The organism is Caballeronia calidae, assembly GCF_900044055.2.
Classification (GTDB): Bacteria; Pseudomonadota; Gammaproteobacteria; order Burkholderiales; family Burkholderiaceae; genus Caballeronia; species Caballeronia calidae.
On the sequence record NZ_FCOX02000025.1, the window covers coordinates 41,098 to 62,953 of the forward strand.

Below are 21,856 nucleotides of genomic sequence, written 5' to 3' on the forward strand. Positions count from 1 at the left end.
TTCTATCGAATCGCAATGATTGCGTTTCCCATGGTATTCAGCGCGTGACGCCCTGCGACCGGACCGTCTTTCGCAATACGATGTCGCGCTCGGGCTCAGGCATCGCGAGAATGGCATGCAAGGTCACCCGCATTGCCCAGCACGCATCGGCCGGCGCCGCGCCTCTCGGGTTCGTGGCATACGCGCTGTAGCGCGCGACATCGGCCGGGACGTATCCCAGTTCTTGCAATATCGAAAGTTTCAGGCGCTCTTCGGCCCGCGAATACTGCTCCGGGCTCGGTGAATCCAGGCTCGCAGCGGATACGCTCGCATGAAGGGCCGCGTGCAGCACGTGAAAATAGCCGTCGATATCCGCTTCGGACATCGCACTCAACGAAATCCGGTTGATCACGGCGGTCATGTCGTTCGAGCCGAAGCAATCGGGTGGAACGAGCGTATCCAGAAACTTCGAAATCAGGGCGACATATTGGAGCCGCAGTCCGGGCGAGACACGTTCGAGGCCTTCCGTCACCTGCCGGGCACGCGCGCTCGAATTCAAAAGCAGCCTGCTCGTGCTGTGCGGATTCCCGAGTATCACCGGATCGTCATTGATTCGCCTGATCCAGGCGATGATCAATTGCCCTTTCCCCGACTGGGGATCGACGCCGTCCGCGACCAGCAGACTGTCGTAGACAGACTGGCGCGGCGCCGTTGCGGATGCCGCGGCGTAATCCAGTAGCATCGACTTGTTGAACCATAGCTCGTCATATCGGATCGCCGCATGGACGTGCAACGCAGTCGCCGATGCGATCAGCCACCCGGCGACGAGCAACGCTTTCATGTTTCCCCCGCGTCTGAAGCTCGCTTTCATGCATGGAACTTTATCGACGTCTCAGTACCATGTTAGGTCAGCAAACAGCGGAAGCGGGTTAGCGTCGGGTTTTCTATGCAAACGAGAGCGAAGCCTCAATATCCGATCCTGAGCGGCTCGGGATGCTCGCGACTGATCACGAGGCTCGCGCCGACCTTGAAGCCGGGGACAGTGAAGGCCGCCGAGTACGGACGGCATCCGTTGGCTGCGCTGGGATCGAGCGCCGATCTCGCCGTGAAGGACTGCGTTACGCCCTCGGCGGCAAAGTAGACCGTTACGTCATTGCCACGCCTCACTGCGATTGCGAGCCGCGGTCCAGCGGATCCATCGAGGATCGGGTCGCCGCTGCAATCGGCCGATGCGAAACTGATATACAAAGTCGCGAGCCATTTGAAGTCGGTCGCGGAAAAGTGAAAGGTCGCGTCCTGCACGCGCACGATGGGTATCACGGCAGTCGCGTCTCCGGCCGTGAGCGCAACGCCGTTTTGCGCCGCGAAGATGGTCAGATCGCCGATGACCTGCCCGTTCGCGTCGAATACCCTGACAGGGCGATATCGCTCGTGATGCGCGGAATCATCGGCAAGACATGTCATCGCGTAAAACGCGAACAGTGCTCCGATCAGGCAGCGCTTCATATCGGCCTCCTTGGCAACGCGCGCACGAGCCCATCAATAGGCGACGCGCAGCGGTTCAGGATAGTGCTGAGTCAGCGGATAGGTGCTCCTGATCGCCCAGTAGTTCTCACCCTCGTTGACCGGATTGGTCATGCACGTCGTCACGCCGGTAGACGGGTCTGTCTGCTTGAACGACCATACCTGCGTATCGCCGGACATGCCCTTGGTAGCGATATAAATCGTCACGTCGGCGCCTTCTCTCACCGGCATCGCCGGCGTGGGGCTGCCCGCATCCGCGACGGCCACGCTTCCGCTGCAATCGTGCGACGGGTAAGGCACGAACGTATAAGTCATCCATTCGTATTGCGAGGCCGAGTATTGCAAGGGGCCGACGCGCTTGTGATTGATGGACACAAAGACGGGTTCGCCGTCTATCGCGAGATACACGCCGTCGACGCCCGAATACACTTCCAGCGGACCTATCGCCTTTCCCTGTGCGTCATACACCGTCGGCAGACGGAGTTCGTCGCGGCCGCGATGCGGCGAGTCATCGCGGTCATGGGCAAGGCTCGCATTCGCGCACATGACGAGCAGGACTACGAGGATTCGGCACATGACGCAGCTCCGTCGATCGCGATGAATCAATAGCTGATGGTCAACGGCTCGGGATAATGCGCCGTCAGCGGATAACTCGTCTCGGCCGTGAACGCGGCCACCGGATCAGTGGAAGGCGGCATGTGGCCGATATAGGGAGGCGGCGTGCATTGCTTGCCGTCGAATACCGCGACGATTCTGGCGGGAGACGAATCGGTATCGCCGGCGATCAGCAGCGTGACATCGGCGCCCGTTCTCATGGCGATGGACGGTCGCGGACCGCTGCCCGGCGTGATGAGCGGCGAGCCGCTGCAATCGGTGGTCGAGTAATTGAACGGCCCGTATGTGAGCCACTGAAATTTAGCCGAATCGTACTCGCTGGCGCCGTTGTTGAGGCGTGTGATCTGGGCGAAGACGAGCGCGCCGTTTATCGTGAGGAAGACGCCGTCATAGCCGCCGTAAGACGCAACGCGTCCGACAAGCCTGCCTTGCGCGTCGAATAACTTGAAAATGCGTTGCTCGTCGTGTCGTCGGCGGTCGTGTCTCTCATCCGCATTCGTATGGAGCGACATTGCGCTCACGACCAATGAGACCATCACGACGAGCAAGCGACGCATGAGCGTCTCCTTCGGCTGACAGCGACCGCATGGGCTTGCGGCCCGGATCTGCATCTTCAGGAGAATAGATTCGCCGCGCTGCGATTTCAAGGGTTGTTGAATTAGGCGGAAAGCTTTTTCATCTCGACGATGAGATCGGACTTGCCCTCGAAGCCGATGCCCGGCAGGTCCGGCATGGTGATGCAACCGTTGTCCACCTTGACGCCATCGGGAAAGCCGCCATACGGCTGAAACAGGTCCGGATAAGATTCGTTGCCGCCAAGTCCGAGGCCCGCCGCGATGTTGAGCGACATCTGATGGCCGCCATGCGGAACGCAGCGGCTCGGCGACCAGCCATGCGCGCGCAGCATGTCGAGCGTGCGCAGATATTCGACGAGGCCATAGCTCAGCGCGCAGTCGAACTGCAGCCAGTCGCGGTCCGCGCGCATGCCGCCGTAACGAATCAGGTTGCGGGCATCCTGCATCGAGAACAGATTCTCGCCGGTCGCCATCGGCTTGTCGTAGTAGTTGCGCAGCGTCGCCTGCAGTTCGAAATCGAGCGGATCGCCCGGCTCCTCGTACCAGAACAGATCGTATTGCGAGAGCGCCTTTGCGTATCGAATCGCGGTATCGAGATCGAAACGGCCGTTGGCATCCACGGCGAGCTTCTGGCCGTCCTGCAGCACGCTCAGAATCGAGTCGATGCGGCGCAGATCTTCATCGAGCGATGCACCGCCGATCTTCTTCTTCACGACCGTATAGCCACGGTCGATATAGCTGCGCATCTCGTCCTTGAGCTTCTCGTGATCCTGACCGGGGTAGTAGTAACCGCCCGCCGCGTACACGAAAACTTTCCGGTCCGGCTGGCCATTGCCGTACCGGTCGGCGAGCAACTGAAAGAGCGGCTTGCCTTCGATCTTTGCGACAGCATCCCAGATCGCCATGTCGATGGTGCCGATCGCGACCGAACGCTCACCGTGGCCGCCGGGCTTCTCGTTGGTGAACATCGTCGCCCAGATCTTGTGGGGATCGAGGTTGTCGCCTGCCTCGTTGACCAGCGAGTCCGGGTCGGCTTCGAGGATGCGGGGGATGAAGCGCTCGCGCATCAGCTTGCCCTGACCATACCGTCCGTTCGAATTGAAGCCATAACCCACCACCGGTTTGCCGTCGCGGATCACGTCCGTGACGACGGCGACGAGACTCAGCGTCATCTTGCTGAAGTCGATATAGGCATTGCGGATCGGCGAGCTGATAGGAACGGTCTTTTCGCGGATTTCAACGATTCTCACGGCACTGGCTCCAGATGTTTTCAGTTGCGATATGGGGCGTAGCTTAACCGTGAAAATCGCTGCTACACTGCACTTTCATTCATTTCATTTTTCACGTCCGGTGAATACCGAAACGCAGACGGCCACTGATTTCGAGTTCTTCATTCTGCTGGCGAAACTGCGAAGTCTCTCCGGGGCGGCGCGCGCACTCGATCTGTCTCCGCCGGCCGCGACGAAGCGACTCGGCGTCATCGAGCAACGCCTGGGCGTTCGTCTGGTGAATCGGACCACTCGAAGCGTGAGTCTCACACCCGAAGGCGAAACCTATCTACGCTATGCGTCACAGATCGTCGGACAAGTCCGCGAGATGGAAGAGGCGATCACGGGCGCGAGGCGTGATCCGCAAGGTCTATTGCGCATCAACGCGACCCTCGGTTTCGGCCGGACGACGATTGCCCCGCTCGTGTCGGAGTTCGCGAAGCGATTTCCGAGCGTCGAGGTGCAGTTCGAAGTGACGGACCGCCCCGTCGATTTGATCGAAGGCGCGTTCGATATGGCGATCAGGTTCGGTGACTTGCCCGACAGCCGTCTGAGCGCGCGCCGCATCATGAGCAATCGCCGCTTTCTCTGCGCTTCGCCGAAGTATCTGGAGAAGCATGGAACGCCTGAGCGCGTCGAAGACCTGGCCGATCACCGGTGCATCATCCATCGACAGAACGACGACGCCTACGGGGTTTGGCGCTACATCGTGAACGACCATATCGAGGCGATCAAGGTAAAGGGCGCTTTGTCCAGCAACGACGGCGACATCGTGCTTCGATGGGCACTGGAAGGACACGGAATCCTGATTCGCTCGGAATGGGATCTTGCCAAGTACGTGCAGAGCGGGCGGCTCGATCTCGTGTTGCCGAACACCGTTCTTCCATCTGCCGACCTGTTCGTCTATTACCCTCGGCAGAAGAATCAGACGGCTCGCGCGCGTGCCTTCATCGACTTCCTGGTCGGGCGATTCCAGGCGCCTTTTACTCCCGTCGAAACGGGCGGCGAACCGCGCGAGCGAAAGAAACGAAGCGCCCGTAAATGAGCGGAAAATGAACGACGCAATGGGTACGCTACGTGCTTCCAGCCTGTTGTCACGTTCAAACGCGGAGGCGCATATGGAAGTCGACACGACCGAGTGGTTCCCTCTGGACCGATATGCGCCGTACCGCGAAGGCTGGTACGAAGTCAGGCTCACGAGCGGCGATACGGCATTCTCCCGGTATGTCGAGGGCCACTGGACAGAGCAACCCGTGCTCATGTTCACCCACTGGCGCGGCCTCAGCGCAGACCCGGGCATTGCCGCGGACACGGAGCACATGGACGCGCAGGCCGCCGCCGCGCAAGGCGTGCGCGCGGTGTGGAACGCGTTCTTTCCCGGTGTGCAGGACACACAGCCAGCAAAGGAATGAAAGAACCTGCCCATCCGGATTTTCTCCTGACGGATACGGTTGCGCGCGCAACGACCGCTTCAAGCGCACTATTTTCAAAACCGGCCCGTTGCGGCGATCGATTGCGGGGAGATGTGTCATGCATGACTTCCGGGGAAACCGCTCAGCATTCATCGTATCGGCGCTGCTGCTGACCGGCTGCGCCGCCGGCGGTGTGCCGCAGAGCGGGCCGCACCTGAGTCCGACGGAGTGCCGCGACCTCGCCGCGCTCAGGACCAACGCACCGCCTACGATGGCGCAACATCAGAGCGAACTTTCGGCACTGAGGAAGGCGGGCTACAACCCGTCGCCATGGAACGACGACCCGTGGTATCCCGAGGATTTACAGGCGGCGCAGCGCCTCGTCGACTACTGGTTTCAGACGGAGTGCCCGCGACCTCCTCCACCTGGCTGAAGCCGGCGCATTGCCCTAATGTCGCGGCGACGTCAGACTGCGTTCCAGCGCCGATAGATCGACCGGCTTCACCAGATGATCGTCGAATCCGGCTTCGCGGGTCCGCTGATAGTCTTCGGCCTGGCCGTATCCCGTGATGGCCACGAGGCGAATGCCTTCCAGATGCGGCATGGCGCGTAATGCCCGGGCCAGTTCATAGCCGCTCATTCCGGGCAATCCGATATCGAGCAGCGCTACATCGGGACGAAAAGCCGCGGATCGCACGGCCGGCAGCCCCGGCGCGGTCGGCGAGCCGCAGCGCTTCGGCGCTATGCGCGCGCTCTTCGGCCTCCTGATGACGCGAGATGATGATGGCCGCGGAGTGACCCAGGCGCGTCGCCAGTTCATGATCGCGAGCAGTGGCCTCGCGCGGTTCCGGATGATACATCGCGAATGTGCCGATCACCTTCCCGGACGATGTCTCGACCGGAAAAGACCAGCAGGCCCGATACCCATGTTGCCGCGCCAGCCACAACCATTCCTTCCAGCGAGGCTCCCCATCCACATCCGGCGTGATGACGGGTTGCCGCGTGTGGACTGCCAGCCCGCAGGCGAACGAGTCCGGTGCAATCGGAAAGCCGTCGATGTCGCGGGCATAGTCCGCGGACATGCCCGTGACGTGCCGCAGCTCGGTCTGCTCGGCATTGGACATATAGAACGCGCAGCGCGCCTGCCCGCCCATCTGGGCAACCGCCGCGCGCGACCCGCTTATCGAAGGCCCGCAAGCGTTGCCGTGAAACGGAATGACATATCTCTTCGCTTTGGTCATTTGCCGCCGACTCGTACTATCCCGTTCGAGGTTGAGCCAATTTGCGAGGGACTGTCATGAACGTGAAGCTTTCATCTGTCGCCGTCTCCTATGTGCGCCAGCTGCGCATTTCACTTTGCATCGGAGCCCTGGTCTGCTTCGCCTACGGAGCGGGAACGTCCATGTGGGCAAGTCCGTGGTTGTACGGAACAGCCGTGTTCATGACGCTTTGCGCGCCGCTCTTCTCGATTCTCTGCAACGTCGCCGACGCCGCGATGGTCCGCATGACCGGTCTCGTCACGTTGGGCAAGCTCGGCCGCTTTGTCGCGCAGCTCACCTTCAACCTGATTTTCATGGCAGCGGTCGTGCACGGCGGGTTGGTCAGCCGGGTCGATATCGCGCACATCGGCGGGGTGCCCGGTGCGGCGCTGCTCGCCACACTCGTCTCGCAAGGTACGCAGTATGTGGCTGTTCTGATCGCCAACTGCGGCATCGGCACTCGCGATGGCAACGTCACGCTGGGCTATCTCGTGAGCGTCTCGGTCATTGCCTTGTCCATGCTTGGACATCCCCATATCCAGCACGGATTTGAAATCGCGAGCATGACATTCGGCGGCTTCATCCTCGCGCTTGGCCTCCTCAAGGACGCGCGATGGCTGGCGGGACTGGCATCGGGTCGAACGCAATCCGGTCAGGCGTAGTCGGCTTCAACGCGCCAGTGTGTGTCCGGCATCGATGAGAGCAACTTCAGTGAGCAGGGAGATTGAGATGAGCGATAGCATTGTTTCGAAGGGCCTGGGCAATATCGTTGGCCATGATGTCGACGCCGCCGTCACCGCGCCGATAGCGGTTCGGAGTGACATTCCCGAGGGACCGGTCGTATTCACGCCGACGCGCCAATACTATTGCGACGGGCGTCTTCTGGCTTACGAGATCACCGATGCCCAGGCCTTCTGGACGTTGCTTCGGCAAGCGAAGGCCGAACATGGCGATCGCGGCGCCACGGTCCTGCTTCCTGCCGTCGAACACTTCCGGAACAGACGGCTCTTCGTGTCACACGATGGCATGGCGGTATTCGCCCTCGGCAACACGGAAGACACGCGCGGGTATCTCTCCAGCGTCTGCAAATCGCCGAAGTACCCCGGCTCCATGGCCCGACTGCTTCAACTGGCGATCCGCGAGGGGGCCAACCATCTCTTCTGCTTCGATACATGCCTCACGGCTTACTATTGCAGACTGGGTTTCAGGCCGGTATGCCGCGTTTCGTTCGAGACGTTCGGCGCACCCTGCGACTGGAATCGCGAGGCATATCGGGAATACGGACCTGCCGGAAAATCGGGTTGCCCGGACGTGAACTACTTCTGCTATGACCCGTGCCAGCCGCTGTCATGCGCAGCCGGTTCGATCGACGTCGCTTTCGTCAGCACGGATATTCCGTACGCTTCTTCGCTGCAGCAGGCCAAAGAGATCCTGAAAGGAGAAGTGGACAAAGTAGTGGCGTTGCAGTGACGAGGTTCCCGCTTGCCTCGCGTCGCGACCCCAACCTATTTGCTCGCGCGCCAGACTCGACCTCGTCGCGCTCTCCGGCGCATCATCGCGCGCGCGGCACTCGTCGGACGATGACGCTCGACCCGCAACGAGCGCGCAACGATGGCGTTCCCGGCGACAGGCTCGCGCCGTGTCGCCGCTTCCAATCGTTCGTCCCAGAGCCTGCGCAGCATCTCCGCGACGAGCGGGCCAGCGAACAAACCCACCAGCCCGAATGCCGCGACACCGCCGAGGATACTGAGCAACGCGAGTGCGAACGGCATGCGGATGGCATTGCCGATGATGTACATCCGTATGACATTGTCGATCGAGCTCACCACCAGCGCACCCCAGACCAGCAGTCCGATACCGTTCCATGCGTGTCCGTCGATGAGCAGCATGACACCCGTGGGCAGCCAGATGAACGGCGCGCCGAATGGAACGAGCGCTGCGATCGCGGTCAGCAGCGTAAGCAGGATCGGTTCGTCCGCGCCTGAGGCCCAGTAGCCGATGCCCGCAGCAGCAGCCTGTCCGATCGCGGTAATGGGGACGCCCACGAGCACCGCGCGCGTGACGCTTTGAAGCGATGCGACGTAGGCTTCGAGCCTCGGACCGACGAGCGGCTCCAGCAGCCGATCGGCCTTCACGACCAGAGACTCGCCATGCCGATAAGTGAAATAGAGCGCAATGATCGTGAAGCCGAATTGCAGGACATTGCGCCCGGCGAGGCGGCCGGCCTTCGGAATGGCGCTCAGCCATCCGTTGCTCAGCGTTGCGACTTCGTTCCTCCAGGCGGGCGCCTCATGTATCCACTCGGACAGCTTCGCGCCGACGATGGGAATGTCCGCGACGAGCAAAGCAAGCCGGTTCGGCTCGCCGCCGCTCCACGCGACGAGCCGGTGAGCGACTTCGATGACCTCGCGCGTCAAGGGCACCGCAACGGCGATCATCGACCCGATGATGACGACCGCGACCGTCATCGTAGTCGCCAGCGCGCTCAATGACGCGCGTCCACGCAGGCCCTTGCGAATGAATATGAACAATGGCCAGGTCGCGTAAGCAATGATGAACGCCCACAATACCGGGCCGATGAACGGGCGAAAAACCAGTACGCCCAACGCGAGGATCAGAATGGCGGGAAGCCACGATGCATTGGACGCAGACGTTCTCTTCTTCATCGCGCTGTTCCCGATATACGCTCCCCCGGATTCTAATCGTCATCGGGGAACGTCGACATCGGGCTGCGTCTGCCGCGTGCTCACGCGAACGTTCGGCGAGGTCATCGCCGACGAGACTTCCCGCGCAGGTGGCACCGCTTCCTATGCCGCCGGCATCACGACGGGATATTCCAGGTGCAGAACGATCTTCTTCACCCCTTGCACGTTTTCAGCCGCCACGCGAGCGGCCTGGCGCTCTTCCTCGCTCATGATGATGCCCCAGAGATGAACGACTCCTTCCTTCACGATGACGTTCTCGGGTGCGATCGCCCAGCGCTGTCCCTTCATGGCAAGCACGATCGCATGGCGTATGGATGCATCGTCACGATCGATCGGCGCGGGTTGCTCCGGCGCGAGCGCGACGAGCGCGCGCAGCACGTTGGCGCGGCTGACGAGGCCAACGACTTTCTCGTCGCGCACGACGGGTACACGCTTGATGCGCCGCCGCTCGAGCAGCTCGGCGATCTCCGCCACCGGACGATCTTCGCTGACGGTCACGACGTCGGTCGACATGACATCTTTGACCTTGCCCGCGTGCTCCTTGACGTATTGGGCCGCCAGTTCGCGCGTCGAAGAAAGCAGTTCGAGCCACCAGGCACGATGTCTGAAGCCCGCGCCGATTTCGTGCCGATGCAGCAGATCGCCTTCGGTCACCATGCCGACGAGCCTGCCGGTCTCGTTAATGACGGGCATTCCGCTAATGTTTTCGAGCACCATCGTTCGGGCGGCGTCGCGCACGTTCATTTCCGGATCGGCTGATATGACGGACGTCGTCATGATGTCGGCTGCTCGCATGTTCATCTCCTTTGGGAAAGACGGCGTTGTCCGGTTGACGCCTCTGCGCCATTCTTCGTCCTGCACGACGGTGCGCGATTGACCGAGATCAACCCGGTCGCAGACTCGCACGAGACCCATCAGTCTCGTGCGGACTGATCCAGATCAATCGCCAGGCCGCGCGCGGTGGAAGAATCGGTCAACGCCCCCGCAATGGGCGCTTGCGTCCGCGAGCATGCAGCCATGATCAGACCTCTCTTTCGCATCGGCGCCGTGCTGAACGCGCCGTCACCGCGTCCGCTCGACACCGCGCCGCCTGCCGTCATCGAACTCGCTCAGCCGCGGCGCTTCGGGGGCATGCCGCTGCTGGATGCCCTCGCCGCGCGCCATACTTCACGCGAATTCTCGGACGCACCCGTCGATCCGGACGTGCTCGGCGAGTTGCTGTGGGCCGCCAATGGCATCAACCGCGATGCGGAGGGCGGCCGCACCGCGCCCTCCGCGCTTGGCGGGTACGAGATCGATATCTACGTGCTGCTCGCCACGGGCACGTATCGATACGATCCGGACGCGCACCGGCTCGTGCTGGCCGCGCCGTTCGATCTGCGCGCGACGACCGGCTATCAGGACTTTCTCGTGCATGCGCCCGTCGATCTCGTCTTCGTCGCCGATCTGAATCGCATGCAGGACGTACCCGCGCGCCAACGCGAGAGCTTCGCGTATGCGAGCGCCGGCGCGATCGTGCAGAACGTCTATCTGTATTGCGCTTCGGCGGGTCTCGCGGTGGGCGCGCGTGGCTGGATGAACCGCACGGCGCTCGCCGCGAACCTGAAGCTGCCGGCGGGGTCCAGCCCCTTGCTCGCGCAAACCATCGGGCACGTCGCGCACGCTCGATCAACCGTTCAGCCGGAGCAGGGATGACCTTCAAGACCATCGTCGTGCAACTCGATACGGGCGCGCACGCGACGCACCGGCTCGACGCCGCAGTCGCGCTGGCCGAGCGTTTCGAAGCGCATCTGCGCGGCGTGTATTCGGAATTCACGCTCGATCCGCGCTTCTACTACCAGGCGGATTGCGCGCACCGCTACGACGTGTCGCTCGCGGATATCTGCCGCGAGCGGCGCGAGCGCGCCGAGCACATGTTCCGCGAGCGGCTTGCTGCGACGAAGGTGCCGCACGACTGGCTGGCTTGTGAGATGACCGGCGGATCGTCGATTCTGCATCATGCCCGACGCGCGGATCTGACCATCGTCGGACAGCATGATCCGCACGAAGCCGACGCCTATCTCGCCGACCGCTTTCCCGAAGGCACGATCATGGGTGCGGGCGGCCCGGTGCTCGTCTGGCCGCGCAACGACGCGCCGCGCCCGCTCGATGCGACCGCGGTCATCGCATGGGACGGCAGCCGGGAAGCCGCGCGCGCCGCCGGCGATGCGCTGCCGTTGCTGCGCCGTGCGGCGCACGTGGACATCGTATCGATCCGCGCGGATCGAGATGCGCCGCCCGGCGACGGAGGCGCCGCGCCGGATCTCGCGCGAAGCCTGATCAGGCACTCGGTTCACGTGAACGTCGTCGAACTGTCGGTCCCGCGGAGCGCAAGTGTCGAGGGCGCGTTGACCTCGTACCTGAAATCGGAGCGTGCGCGGCTGCTCGTCATGGGCGCGTTTCATCATGGCCGCGTGGGCGAATTCGTCCTCGGCGGCCTCACGCGAGCCGTGCTCCGCGAGGCCGGTCTTCCTGTCCTGATGTCGAACTGAGCGGGCCGGTCCGCCGCCGTCAACGAAGCAAATCGGCAAGCGTCAACCGGATCGGCGCGCTGTCCGGACCCAGCTCATCGAGCTTGCGCGCCGCGACGAACAGAAAGTGTTCCGGGGCCGCCATGAAGAGATTCTTCATGCTCGCCTCGTCGATATGCTTCGCCTGCAGCATTTCCCGAAACACGCTGGCATCGACGCGGAAAGCCTGCTGCCTTCCATCCAGACTGGCGATGAATTCGACGCAGTCCGCGTCGCAGCGCAAGGGTGCGTCGAGCGTCAATTCCTGGATCATGACTGGCTCCTCGTCGTAATGCCTTGACCGGTCCTAGCTGATGTGCAGACGCTTCTGGTCGGCGGGCGCCTTCTTCGGCAGCGTGAGCGTCAGGATGCCATCCCGATACTGCGCGCTGGCGCCGGCGTCGTCGATCTCGCTGCCGAGCGAGAACGTGCGGCTGACTTCACCCGAATAGCGCTCGCGGCGAATCACGCGCTCGCCTTCCTTCTCCTCCTTGTTGCGCTCCGACTTCGCATGGATGGACACGGTGTTGCGGTCGAGCTTGACGTCGATATCCTTCTTGTCGATGCCCGGCAACTCGGCCTTGACCTCATACGCAGCGTCGGTTTCGCTCACGTCGATCCTGACGTGCCCCAGAGGCGGCTCATCGGGCGACAGGCCGCGCAACGGGCGCAACAATCCCTGGAACATATCGGATACGGGGTCGATGGAAAAAGGATCGAAACGAGTCAGGTTGCTCATCGCGGTCTCCTTGAGAACACGGCTGAATAAATCACCGGTCGGCGTCTCTCGATCGGCTTGCATTTGGACTCCGCAGCGTTTTTCCGGAGTACGGGATCACTGTAAATTTCTCCCCCTGAAACGCGGTTGACATGAGTCAAGCCAATGCGCTTCGCGGGAGATGTATTCCCTTGATTTGGGTCAACGGCGACCCTGAAGGCGGCCTGCAGACTGGGTCCACGCAGTGATCCATCGTTTTTCGATGCAACCCGTCTCAGGAGTTCGCGATGAGCTACAAAAGCATCGTCGTCCATCTCGACGCAAGCGAGCGCGCCGTTTACCGGCTCGAAATCGCCCTCTTGCTCGCGAAACGCTTCAAAGCGCATCTCGACGCGGTGTACGCGGTGTTCACGCCCGAGCCGCGGGCTTTCGGCGTCATGGGCGGCGCAGCGGCGTGGTACGAAACGCATCAGGACCAGCGTCAGGAACGTAGCCGTTCGCTCGAAAGGCTCTTCCATGCAGGCGTGGCCCGCGCGGGACTCTCCGGCGACTGGATCGAAGCACCGGCACGCGCGCGTGAGAAAGTCGCGCGACGCGGACGGTGCGCGGATCTCATCATCGCGGGCCAGGACGATCCGAACGATCCTGAAACCTATATCGCCGATCATTTCGCGGAGTCGCTCGTCATGACGGCCGGACGCCCGCTGCTGCTGCTTCCGTATTCGGGCGTGTTCCCGAATGTGGGAAGCCATGTTCTCGTCGCCTGGGACGGCAGCCGGGAGGCGACGCGGGCGATGCACGATGCGTTGCCGTTCCTGAAGGAAGCGAGGCAGGTCACGCTCGTGACCATCGGTGTGATGAAAGGCGAGCAGCCCGGCGGCCGCATCCCCGGCGCGGATATCGCGTCGACGCTCGCAAGGCACGACGTCCGCGTGACCGTTCGAGAAACCGATAAGGCATCCGACTCATCGGTGGGCGACGCGTTGCTGTCCGAGGCGCGTAGCGTCGGCGCGAATCTCATCGTGATGGGAGGCTACGGCCATGCGCGCTGGCAGGAAGTGGTTCTCGGGGGCGCCACGCGAACCATGCTGCACGCGATGACGATGCCCGTCCTCATGTCGCATTGACAGCACCGCGTTCCGCTTCGACGAGTCCGCCATGTCCACCGACTGCCGATAGCCGTTCGTCCGAGGCCAACATGAGCAACGATGACGGCCGGCGTCCCGCGCTAGCGAACGGCTCGTCCGTTCCACGTGCACCGTCGCGCCATGCGATCGCGCAGGCGATCCTGGCGGGCGCCGCGCTGCTCGTCTTGTGGTGGATCGGCATTCGGTACCTGCTCTCGATCTGCCCGCCCGGCACCGCATCGACAGCCTGGTTGCTGGCGGGCGCCGCAACGTGCGCCCTGCTGCTCGCGATCCTTGTTTTTCTCGTGGCCTCACAACGCGCCAGACGGATGAGCGCCAGCCAGGCGACCATGAGCCGCGCGCGGCTCGATGGCATCATCCGGTCCACGACGGACGCCATCATCGCGATCGATTCGGCGCAGCGCATCCTCATGTTCAATCCGATGGCCGAGCAGGTTTTCCGATGCGCCGCGAGCGATGCCATCGGCGGTCCGCTGTCGCGCTTCATCCCCGAGCGTTACCGCGCGGCGCACGAAGATCAGATTCGGCACTTCGGTAAAACGGGGATATCGGATCGCCAGATGGGCCCGCAGCGCGTCTTGTATGGACTGCGCGCCGACGGCGAGGAGTTTCCCATCGAGGCATCGATATCGCAGGTCGACGATGACGGCGGCAAGCTGTTCACCGTGATCCTGCGCGACGTGACCGAGCGCGTGAAGGCCGACGCGGAGCTCAAGCAATCGCGCGAGGAATTGCGTGCGCTTTCCGTGAATCTGCAGCGCGTACGTGAGCAGGAGAAGAGCCGGGTCGCGCGCGAATTGCACGACGATGTCGGGCAGACGCTCAGCGCGCTCAAGATGAACGTATTCGCACTGCACGCCCAGCTCGGCACCCATACCTTGCTGCATGAAGACACCGTCACGCAGTTGCAGCGCATGGTTGGCCTGATCGATCGCAATATCGCCTCGCTCCGATCCATCGCGGCGCATCAGCGGCCCGTCATGCTCGACGATCTCGGATTGCCGGCGGCCATCGACTGGCTCGTCGAGGATTTCGTGCAACGCCATGGGATCGACGTGAGACATCGCCTCGATACCGGCGATCTCGGATTCAACCCGGAGGCGGCGACGGCGGTTTTCCGCATCGTCGAAGAAGCGCTGACGAATATCGTGCGCCATGCACATGCGAGCCGGGCCGATGTGTCGCTCAGCGCCGACGACGACAACTGCGTGCTGCGCGTCGGCGACAACGGCATAGGCGCCCCCGCCTTGCCGGCTGCCAGCAGCCAGTCCTTCGGTCTGCTCGGCGTGCGCGAACGGGCGAATGCGCTGGGCGGCCGCGTCTACATCGATTCGATGCCGGAGACCGGCTTCGTGCTGACAGTCGTCCTGCCGCGCGAGGCGGTGCGAGACAAGGCATCGCAAGCGTGAGCACGAAGGGCCGCAGGCAGGCCTCGAACGCGTTTGACGCTTCAGCCGCAATCGTGCGTACACCGCTTCGGTGTTGATTCAGATCAACGAGCAAGACGAACAGACTCGCATCATCACGATGTGCTAAATCCGGTCTATCCGTCATGTTCACTCGCCTTCCTCATGACTTGCGCCCGCGACGCGATGTCGTCCACGATGTGTTCCCTGTTCGCGCCCGGCATGCCGCACTGGCGGCGCTTCTCGCCTCGCTGATGCTTCCCGCCTCGCGATCGTTCGCCCAGTCCGAGCCGACCGCGCTCATCGATCAGCAGCATTGCATGTTCTGCCATACGAACGACGCGCCTTTCCTGGCTCCGTCGTTTCAGCAGATCGCCGACCGCTACCGCAGCGACCCCCAGGCGCAAGTCATGCTCGAACACAAGCTCCGCGCGGGCGGCCGGGCGCATTGGGGCGATATGGCCATGCCCATGCCCGCGGAGCGCGGCGGCCCGCTCTCGCCCGAAGACGCGCATACGCTCGTCGAATGGGTGCTGCGTCATTGAGGCCGCGCGGCGCATTGCGATGAAGCTCACGCCGGCCCGATGCGCCTTCGTCGAAGCAGACGCATGGCATTCTCGAATGCCTGATGAATGGCGATGGCCGGATCCGCGTCCGAGCCGCGTTCGATGGGAATGAGGTCGAACTCCCGCGTCACCAGATCGAGCCTGGCATCGTAGCGTCCATCCCCTGACGGGTCTCGATACGCTTCGATCGTCAGATGGCAGTTGACGATGTCTTGCGCGGCGCGTTCGAGCCGCACGAGCTCGACGCCGGCTTCGCGTTCGACATCGTTGGTGCCGACAAAGCCCAGATAGGCAATCTGCATTCCGAGGCCCATGACGTTTTATCTCCCGCCGATCTTTATCGTTGCCCGCTCGCCTTGTGGCCTGACGTCCGACGCGCACGTTGCGACGTCACATCATCCTCCGCTCTCGGCGCATTCCTGGATTGACTCACATCAAGCTGTGCACGATCGCGCTGCATCGCGTGGTGCCTGGTACGCAAAGCGCCGTGCCGTTGACCTGAGTCAAGCGGCTCGTCATGCCGCATCCGTAGACTCGGTGACTGCGGGGTTCGCATCGAGGCTGAAGGAGACGACTTCATGAACTGGAAAACCATTCTCGTCCATCTCGACAGCAGCCGGCGTTGCGAGACGCGCACGCAGTTCGCGCTGGATATCGCGCGTCGTTTCGATGCTCACGTCATCGGGCTTTATCTGGTTTGTCAGGACCTGGTCCATCACATGTTCGAGCCCGCCGAGACCTTGCAACGCAAGGCCTATGAAGCACAACGTCGAACCTCGCTCGACGAGGCACGCGCGGCCTTCGAGCACGCGACGCAGCTCGCGGGCGTCAACGCGGAATGGCGCGCGCCGACAGGCTCCGTGCTCGATGCGGCGACACTGCATGGACGTCATGCCGATGTGATCGTGCTCGGACAGGACGATCCCGACGATCCCGAGGCGTTCATTGCCCGGCACTTCGTCGAGGATGTCGTGATGGGTTCCGGGCGCCCTGTGCTGCTCGTGCCGCGCGCCGGCGACATCAAAAGCCTCGGCGAGAACGTGGTCATCGCGTGGGACGACAGTCGTGAAGCCGCGCGCGCGGTGGCCGATGCGCTGCCCGTCCTGCGTCGCGCGCGCTTCGTCGAGATCATGACCGTCGAGCGGCATCGGGACGAAGAAGCGCCCGCTGGAATCGAGATCTCCGCTTATCTGGAGCGGCAAGGCGTGCGCGCGAGCTTTTCATCGACGCCTCGCGTCCGTGGCGAAAACACGGGGCTCACGTTGATGGAAAGAGCGAACAGCATGCATGCCGATATGTTCATCGCGGGCGCTTATGCCCATTCGCGCGGGCTGGAGCGCGTGCTCGGCGGCGTCACGCGCACGCTCCTTGAAACATCCACGCTTCCGGTTCTGCTGTCGCATTGAATTCGACGAGTGCCCATAGTGCCGATGCCTGCCTAATCCGCGTTTTTCCAGATCGTGTATTGCACGAGCGCAATCGCGACGAGGATGACGACCAGCACCACGACACCCGCCAAACCGATAACCTTGGTCATCGCATCAGCTCACAAAGTATGGCTTCGAAGGCTCAGGTTACGACGTGCGATACCGTGGCTGATTGACCTGGATTAAAGCCGGCGCGGCTCGCACGAAAACACGAGCGGCGTCCCAAAGCACTGCATACATCGCGCCCTGTCGGCACGGCGCGCCCGTCCCTTTGCGGTGTCGAAATATTCGCTGGCGACCGCGCAAAAGAAGTGCGATGCTGACCGTCAGCCATGGCACTAGCGCGCTGAACCCGAGGCGCTGAAGGACGCAGCATGTTCGAATTTCGTGCAAAGCACGAACGGTCGCTCGAAGACGAGGTCGCGGAACTCGTGTCGACCGATCTCTTCATCGCGGCCGGCGACCGGCGGATCGCCCATTTGTCAGTGCTGGCAACTCGTCCAAACAGCGCGGATGGCCATGCCAGAACGCGGATACTGATCGAGACGATCAAGGAATCGGTGCATCGCCTGCGCGCTTTCCGTGCTGTCGTCGTCGGTGTCATTCTGACCTATGACACGAATCACAATCGCCCCGCGGGTTCGGCTATCGAGGATATCCACTCCATTTTTCGCGCGAATAGCGTCGAGGGCGAAATGGCCCGCGCCATCGACGCGGAAATGTGCATGCTCGTGAAGCAACACGGCGCGCCAGCCGGGCGCGACGGCCTCGAAGACAGAATGAATCGCTATCGGGAGATCGAAGCGCTTCAGGGCGCCTTGCGGTGGCTCGGCGTCGGTCGGCACGCGATGCTTCCCTACATCGAAGGCCCCGTCGGCGACTCACAGGGCTCTACCGAGGAGCCCGTTCCATGTCCTGCCGCTGGCCCGACGCATGGCAAGGCTTTGCGCCGCCCATCGTGAACTTCTATCCGTGGCTCGCCAGTGCCGCACGCGCACACACCGCGCCGCCGCCGTTCGCCATCGGTTGTATCGAGGATGGCAACGGGACATGTCCGGTCGAAGAGTGCGTCGTCGACCATGTGCCGTTCTGTTCGCTGCGGCGTTTCGCGCGCGCCTGGCCCGCGCGGAAGGACAAGGACGGCAGCGCGGCGCGCGAAGCGGTCTTCGTGTGCGCGCCCCTCGCCGGGCATCACGCGGTGATGATGCGGGAATCGGTCGAATCGCTGCTGCAGCACGCGGACGTCTATATCACCGACTGGATCGACGCACGCGACATCTCGCCCGAAGCGGGTCCGCTGAGCCTCGAAGACTATGTGCTCACGCTTGAGCGCTTCGTGCGACGCGCTCAGCGGGAAGCGGGGGCGTTGCACCTGCTCGCCGTGTGTCAGGCGGCGCCGCCGGCCCTCGCGGCCGCTGCGTTGCGCGCCGACGCGGGCGACGAGCCGCTTGCGAGTCTGACGCTGATCGGCGGACCCATCGACGCACGTCTGAATCCGACCGCACTCGAGCGATTCGCACAGAGCCACGAGCGAGCGTGGTTTCGCGCATGGGTCATCGATACGGTTCCCGCGCCCTATGTCGGCGCGACACGACCGGTCTATCCCGGCTACCTGCAACAGGCGGCGATATTGACGGGGCATCCCGAGCGGCAATTCGCGCTCGCCATGCGCTACTGGATGAGCGCCGTTCGAGCCTCTGGTGAGCCGCTCGCGCAGGCGCAGCGTGCGTTCGACGAGTACGCGGCGGTGCTCGACATGCCCGAGGCGTATTTTCTCGACACCATCGAGGTGGTCTTTCAGGAGGCCCTTCTTGCACGCGGACTTTGGCGCATCGGGGAGCGGCCGGTTCGACCCGCAGCGCTGTCCGGTATCCCGCTCTGCACGATCGAAGGCGGCCGTGACGACATCACCGGCGCTGGACAGACTCACGCCGCGCATGCGCTTTGCGCGAACACCGGCGCGCCGCGAAGCCGCCTGACCATCGACGACTGCAACCACTACGACCTCTTCACCGGGCCGCGCTGGCGTGACATCGTTCAGCCGGCTCTACGCGATTTCTGGCGCTCGCTCGACACGCGCTGTCATGCGCACCACCCGGAACGAATCAGTCAGTCTCGTCGGAGCCATCGCTGAAGCGGGAAAGCAGCCGCTCCAGCCGCTCCCGCTGCCGTGGAATCAATCCCGGCGTCGCTCGGACTTCGATGACTCGAGCGCGCCAATAGGTCCGCGCAAACATCGAATCGGCGCCCTCACCTGCGAGGACGCGCTCAAGATGGTCGATCTCGTTATCGACACTTCTGGGCGCGCAAATGCTTCCGCGTCCCAATTTCGGGGACGAAGTTCTCTTCATTTTCTCTCAGGTTCATTGTGTCGACGAAGCGGCCACGCCGGCCTTCGCCGTACCTTTAAAGGTATGTTCTAAATGTGTAGAAAGCCTACATCAAAAGGAACGCGCGGTTGGAGAGGGTAAATGCGGATTTTGCGGAGCCTCGCTTATCCGGCACAACTCGCCGATCATTTCCGCGCGCGCGTTCAATGTGGCCGCTGCGTCATCACGCGCAACATCGGATGTCCGTCGACGCTTGCCAGCGGAAAGTACGACCGGCGCGTCGCCGCATCGACGTACACGACGTGAGCGTTCGGACCCAGATGCCCCTCGCCCGACTTCGTGACGCGTGCCCCGTCGATCCGGAACATCGACACGACACCCGCTTCGCCGGCGACGTACACCGTGTTCGCGGACGCGTCGAACGCAAGCACGTCCGGATCCCGTCCCACGTCGAACGACTGGGTTACGCGCATCGTACGCATATCGAGTATCAGCAACCGGCTGTTTCCTTCACACGCAATGAAGGCGAGACGAGCTTGCGGCGCGATGAGCAAGCCGTGGTTGCCCTTCGCGCCGGGCAAGTCGGTCCGCGCGACGATCGCGTCTGACGCCGGATCGATTTCCACCAACTGCCGGCGCGTCTGCACGTTGACGAAGATATGCCGCGACACCGGATCGTATTGCGTGTTGCCCGCCTCGCCGCCGAGCGCGATCGTCCTGACGCGCCGATTCGTCGAAACATCGATGACGGTCTCGGTTCTTCCGGTCTCATCGGAGACGTACAGCTTGTGTGCTTCGGGCGCATAGGCCATGCCGTCCGGATAGACGCCGCCGGGCATGCGCGCGACGATCTTCAGCGTCTTCTCGTCGAACGCGACGATCTCGTTCGTCCCGGTCGCCGATGCGAACACGCGCGACAGTTCCGGGACCACCAGCACGCCATGCACGGCATCGACATGGGGTATCGTATCGACGACACGCGCGTGTTGCGTATCGAAGACGACGATCTCGCCATCGCCCAGATGCGCGATGAACAGCAGATGGCGTTCGGGATCGCCACTTTCATAGTCGAAACGCGATGCGCGCCCAGGCAATGGAACATCCGTCACGTGTCGAAGCGGAAGATGCGTCACATCGGGTTCGTCCGCCGCAGAGGAGATGCGCGGCGTCAGTTGAGCCATGAATGCAGCAGCGAGCAGCAGTGCGCCACCGAGCCGCGAGGCCGAGCGCCGGCCATGTCGTAACGTGTCCATGTGCTTCCTCCGTCGACACGGATCGGGCAACACGCAGCGAGCGGTATCGCCGGCACATGCTGTGCCATAGGGGCGAACATGATTTTCATCGCAAGGTGCTTCCGCTATTGTGCGCCGGTTCTTGTCGGGGCCGTGATCGCGATGAGTCCGGCGCAGGCGCAGCCTCCATCGTTCGATTCATTCGCCGTTCCTTCCGGCAGCGCACCGCACGACGTCGCGCCGTCGCCGGACGGCACGGTGTGGTACACCGCGCAGGCACAGGGCGCGGTCGGGCGGCTTGACCCGCGCAACGGCAAGATCGATCGCGTCGCGCTCGGCGACGGCTCGGCACCGCACGGCGTCATCGTCGGTCAGGATGGGGCGGCATGGATCACCGACGGCGGACTGAACGCGATCGTGCGCGTCGATTCGCAGACACTCGCGGTCAGGCGCTTTCCCTTGCCCAAGGACCGGCGCAACGCGAATCTGAACACGGCGGTCTTCGATAAGCGAGGCCATCTCTGGTTCACAGGGCAAAGCGGCATCTACGGCGAACTCGATCCGGCAAGCGGCCACATGCGCGTATTCGATGCGCCGCGTGGTCCCGGCGCGTACGGCATTTGTGTAACGCCCGACGGCAGCGTGTATTTCGCGTCCCTGGCGGGCAGCTATCTCGGCCGCATCGATCCGGTGAGCGGCGCGGCGGAGGTCATCGAGCCGCCGACGCCGGAGCAGGGCGCGCGGCGAGTGTGGTCCGATTCGAAAGGACGCGTCTGGATCAGCGAGTGGAATGCGGGAAAGGTCGGCATGTTCGACCCCGCAACGCATCGATGGCGGGAATGGCGGCTGCCCGGCCCGAATCCGCATGCGTACGCGATCTTCGTCGATGACAAGGACATCGTCTGGCTCAGTGAATGGAGCGCGAACGCGCTGGTGCGCTTCGACCCGCGAACCGAACGATTCGACACGCTTGCGCTGCCACGGCCGCACGCGAACGTGCGTCAGATGATGGGGCGCCCCGGCGAGGTCTGGCTGTCCGAGTCCGGCACCGATCATCTGTCGCGGTATCCATCGGACAAAGCGCGTTCCGGCAGCGAATGACCGCTCGATCCACGACAGCTTCCGTGTCGCTCCGGTTTGCCC

The 21,856-nt window shown here is 63.0% G+C and carries 27 protein-coding genes; 14 read left to right on the forward strand and 13 right to left on the reverse strand.

Annotated elements, in window-relative coordinates:
- Positions 1-37: 37 nt before the first annotated feature.
- The 5 genes from AWB78_RS22000 to AWB78_RS22020 all read right to left on the reverse strand — a co-directional run bounded on the left by AWB78_RS22000 (position 38) and on the right by AWB78_RS22020 (position 3,943).
- On the reverse strand, positions 38-820 hold the full coding sequence (locus tag AWB78_RS22000) for a hypothetical protein (RefSeq protein WP_062608070.1): 783 nt from the start codon (positions 818-820) through the stop codon (positions 38-40).
- Positions 821-945: 125 nt separating this feature from the next.
- Positions 946-1,485: a hypothetical protein gene (locus tag AWB78_RS22005; protein ID WP_062608071.1), complete on the reverse strand. Its 540-nt coding sequence runs from the start codon at positions 1,483-1,485 to the stop codon at positions 946-948.
- 33 nt (positions 1,486-1,518) lie between these two features.
- Complete coding sequence (locus tag AWB78_RS22010; RefSeq protein ID WP_062608073.1) at positions 1,519-2,079, reverse strand: hypothetical protein; 561 nt, start codon at positions 2,077-2,079, stop codon at positions 1,519-1,521.
- Positions 2,080-2,105: 26 nt separating this feature from the next.
- Complete coding sequence (locus AWB78_RS22015) at positions 2,106-2,675, reverse strand: hypothetical protein (protein WP_062608169.1); 570 nt, start codon at positions 2,673-2,675, stop codon at positions 2,106-2,108.
- Positions 2,676-2,776: 101 nt separating this feature from the next.
- Entirely contained in the window at positions 2,777-3,943 is a 1,167-nt protein-coding gene (locus AWB78_RS22020) for a mandelate racemase/muconate lactonizing enzyme family protein (RefSeq protein ID WP_062608075.1), read from the reverse strand.
- A 100-nt stretch (positions 3,944-4,043) separates the two neighbouring features.
- Between AWB78_RS22020 and AWB78_RS22025 the strand changes: the two genes are divergently transcribed.
- The 3 genes from AWB78_RS22025 to AWB78_RS22035 all read left to right on the forward strand — a co-directional run bounded on the left by AWB78_RS22025 (position 4,044) and on the right by AWB78_RS22035 (position 5,806).
- Complete coding sequence (locus AWB78_RS22025) at positions 4,044-5,006, forward strand: LysR family transcriptional regulator (RefSeq protein WP_062608077.1); 963 nt, start codon at positions 4,044-4,046, stop codon at positions 5,004-5,006.
- Positions 5,007-5,079: 73 nt separating this feature from the next.
- Positions 5,080-5,373 carry a hypothetical protein gene (locus AWB78_RS22030; RefSeq protein WP_062608170.1) on the forward strand — a complete coding sequence of 98 codons (294 nt, stop codon included), beginning with the start codon at positions 5,080-5,082 and terminating at the stop codon, positions 5,371-5,373.
- Between the two features lie 118 nt (positions 5,374-5,491).
- The gene (locus AWB78_RS22035; protein ID WP_062608079.1) at positions 5,492-5,806 is read left to right on the forward strand and encodes a DUF4148 domain-containing protein; all 315 of its coding nucleotides are present in this window, start codon (positions 5,492-5,494) and stop codon (positions 5,804-5,806) included.
- 15 nt (positions 5,807-5,821) lie between these two features.
- Here AWB78_RS22035 and AWB78_RS48450 read toward each other — a convergent pair whose 3' ends face one another.
- Both AWB78_RS48450 and AWB78_RS48455 read right to left on the reverse strand, forming a co-directional pair.
- Entirely contained in the window at positions 5,822-6,013 is a 192-nt protein-coding gene (locus tag AWB78_RS48450; protein ID WP_232477789.1) for a response regulator, read from the reverse strand.
- Positions 6,000-6,614: a GAF domain-containing protein gene (locus tag AWB78_RS48455; protein WP_062608080.1), complete on the reverse strand. Its 615-nt coding sequence runs from the start codon at positions 6,612-6,614 to the stop codon at positions 6,000-6,002. The genes AWB78_RS48450 and AWB78_RS48455 overlap by 14 nt, the downstream gene beginning before the upstream one ends.
- Before the next feature lie 56 nt (positions 6,615-6,670).
- Between AWB78_RS48455 and AWB78_RS22045 the strand changes: the two genes are divergently transcribed.
- Positions 6,671-7,294: a hypothetical protein gene (locus AWB78_RS22045; RefSeq protein ID WP_157697592.1), complete on the forward strand. Its 624-nt coding sequence runs from the start codon at positions 6,671-6,673 to the stop codon at positions 7,292-7,294.
- Positions 7,295-7,361: 67 nt separating this feature from the next.
- Positions 7,362-8,102 carry a hypothetical protein gene (locus AWB78_RS22050; protein ID WP_062608088.1) on the forward strand — a complete coding sequence of 247 codons (741 nt, stop codon included), beginning with the start codon at positions 7,362-7,364 and terminating at the stop codon, positions 8,100-8,102.
- A 35-nt stretch (positions 8,103-8,137) separates the two neighbouring features.
- On the opposite strand, the gene AWB78_RS22055 is transcribed toward AWB78_RS22050, so the two are convergent.
- Positions 8,138-9,298, reverse strand: a complete 1,161-nt coding sequence (locus AWB78_RS22055) for an AI-2E family transporter (RefSeq protein WP_062608091.1) — start codon at positions 9,296-9,298, stop codon at positions 8,138-8,140.
- A gap of 141 nt (positions 9,299-9,439) precedes the next feature.
- Complete coding sequence (locus tag AWB78_RS22060; protein WP_062608171.1) at positions 9,440-10,132, reverse strand: CBS domain-containing protein; 693 nt, start codon at positions 10,130-10,132, stop codon at positions 9,440-9,442.
- Positions 10,133-10,354: 222 nt separating this feature from the next.
- On the opposite strand from AWB78_RS22060, the gene AWB78_RS22065 reads away from it, so the two are divergent.
- Both AWB78_RS22065 and AWB78_RS22070 read left to right on the forward strand, forming a co-directional pair.
- Positions 10,355-11,032 (forward strand): nitroreductase family protein, encoded by a 678-nt coding sequence (locus tag AWB78_RS22065; RefSeq protein ID WP_082883394.1) that lies wholly within the window; start codon positions 10,355-10,357, stop codon positions 11,030-11,032.
- The gene (locus tag AWB78_RS22070) at positions 11,029-11,868 is read left to right on the forward strand and encodes a universal stress protein (protein ID WP_062608093.1); all 840 of its coding nucleotides are present in this window, start codon (positions 11,029-11,031) and stop codon (positions 11,866-11,868) included. Before AWB78_RS22065 ends, AWB78_RS22070 begins: the two co-directional genes overlap by 4 nt.
- 19 nt (positions 11,869-11,887) lie before the next feature.
- Here AWB78_RS22070 and AWB78_RS22075 read toward each other — a convergent pair whose 3' ends face one another.
- Together AWB78_RS22075 and AWB78_RS22080 are read right to left on the reverse strand one after the other, a co-directional pair.
- Entirely contained in the window at positions 11,888-12,160 is a 273-nt protein-coding gene (locus tag AWB78_RS22075; protein ID WP_062608095.1) for a DUF1488 family protein, read from the reverse strand.
- Positions 12,161-12,193: 33 nt separating this feature from the next.
- Positions 12,194-12,625, reverse strand: coding sequence for an Hsp20/alpha crystallin family protein (locus AWB78_RS22080; RefSeq protein WP_062608098.1), 432 nt, complete (start codon positions 12,623-12,625; stop codon positions 12,194-12,196).
- A 266-nt stretch (positions 12,626-12,891) separates the two neighbouring features.
- Between AWB78_RS22080 and AWB78_RS22085 the strand changes: the two genes are divergently transcribed.
- The 3 genes from AWB78_RS22085 to AWB78_RS22095 all read left to right on the forward strand — a co-directional run bounded on the left by AWB78_RS22085 (position 12,892) and on the right by AWB78_RS22095 (position 15,703).
- Positions 12,892-13,731 (forward strand): universal stress protein, encoded by an 840-nt coding sequence (locus AWB78_RS22085; protein WP_062608100.1) that lies wholly within the window; start codon positions 12,892-12,894, stop codon positions 13,729-13,731.
- A 71-nt stretch (positions 13,732-13,802) separates the two neighbouring features.
- The gene (locus tag AWB78_RS22090) at positions 13,803-15,161 is read left to right on the forward strand and encodes a PAS domain-containing sensor histidine kinase (protein WP_082883391.1); all 1,359 of its coding nucleotides are present in this window, start codon (positions 13,803-13,805) and stop codon (positions 15,159-15,161) included.
- 251 nt (positions 15,162-15,412) lie between these two features.
- Positions 15,413-15,703 carry a c-type cytochrome gene (locus tag AWB78_RS22095; protein WP_062608174.1) on the forward strand — a complete coding sequence of 97 codons (291 nt, stop codon included), beginning with the start codon at positions 15,413-15,415 and terminating at the stop codon, positions 15,701-15,703.
- Between the two features lie 26 nt (positions 15,704-15,729).
- Here AWB78_RS22095 and AWB78_RS22100 read toward each other — a convergent pair whose 3' ends face one another.
- The gene (locus AWB78_RS22100) at positions 15,730-16,038 is read right to left on the reverse strand and encodes a hypothetical protein (RefSeq protein ID WP_062608107.1); all 309 of its coding nucleotides are present in this window, start codon (positions 16,036-16,038) and stop codon (positions 15,730-15,732) included.
- Between the two features lie 264 nt (positions 16,039-16,302).
- Between AWB78_RS22100 and AWB78_RS22105 the strand changes: the two genes are divergently transcribed.
- From AWB78_RS22105 to phaZ, 3 genes are all read left to right on the forward strand, one after another.
- Positions 16,303-17,130: a universal stress protein gene (locus AWB78_RS22105; protein WP_062608109.1), complete on the forward strand. Its 828-nt coding sequence runs from the start codon at positions 16,303-16,305 to the stop codon at positions 17,128-17,130.
- A 452-nt stretch (positions 17,131-17,582) separates the two neighbouring features.
- The gene (locus AWB78_RS22110) at positions 17,583-18,113 is read left to right on the forward strand and encodes a hypothetical protein (protein ID WP_157697593.1); all 531 of its coding nucleotides are present in this window, start codon (positions 17,583-17,585) and stop codon (positions 18,111-18,113) included.
- On the forward strand, positions 18,062-19,285 hold the full coding sequence (gene phaZ, locus AWB78_RS22115) for a polyhydroxyalkanoate depolymerase (RefSeq protein WP_062608112.1): 1,224 nt from the start codon (positions 18,062-18,064) through the stop codon (positions 19,283-19,285). Before AWB78_RS22110 ends, phaZ begins: the two co-directional genes overlap by 52 nt.
- A gap of 399 nt (positions 19,286-19,684) precedes the next feature.
- Here phaZ and AWB78_RS22120 read toward each other — a convergent pair whose 3' ends face one another.
- Positions 19,685-20,734: a YncE family protein gene (locus tag AWB78_RS22120; RefSeq protein ID WP_062608114.1), complete on the reverse strand. Its 1,050-nt coding sequence runs from the start codon at positions 20,732-20,734 to the stop codon at positions 19,685-19,687.
- Positions 20,735-20,812: 78 nt separating this feature from the next.
- Here AWB78_RS22120 and AWB78_RS22125 point away from each other — a divergent pair, with 78 nt between their 5' ends.
- Positions 20,813-21,814 carry a Vgb family protein gene (locus tag AWB78_RS22125; RefSeq protein ID WP_062608116.1) on the forward strand — a complete coding sequence of 334 codons (1,002 nt, stop codon included), beginning with the start codon at positions 20,813-20,815 and terminating at the stop codon, positions 21,812-21,814.
- Positions 21,815-21,856: the final 42 nt, after the last annotated feature.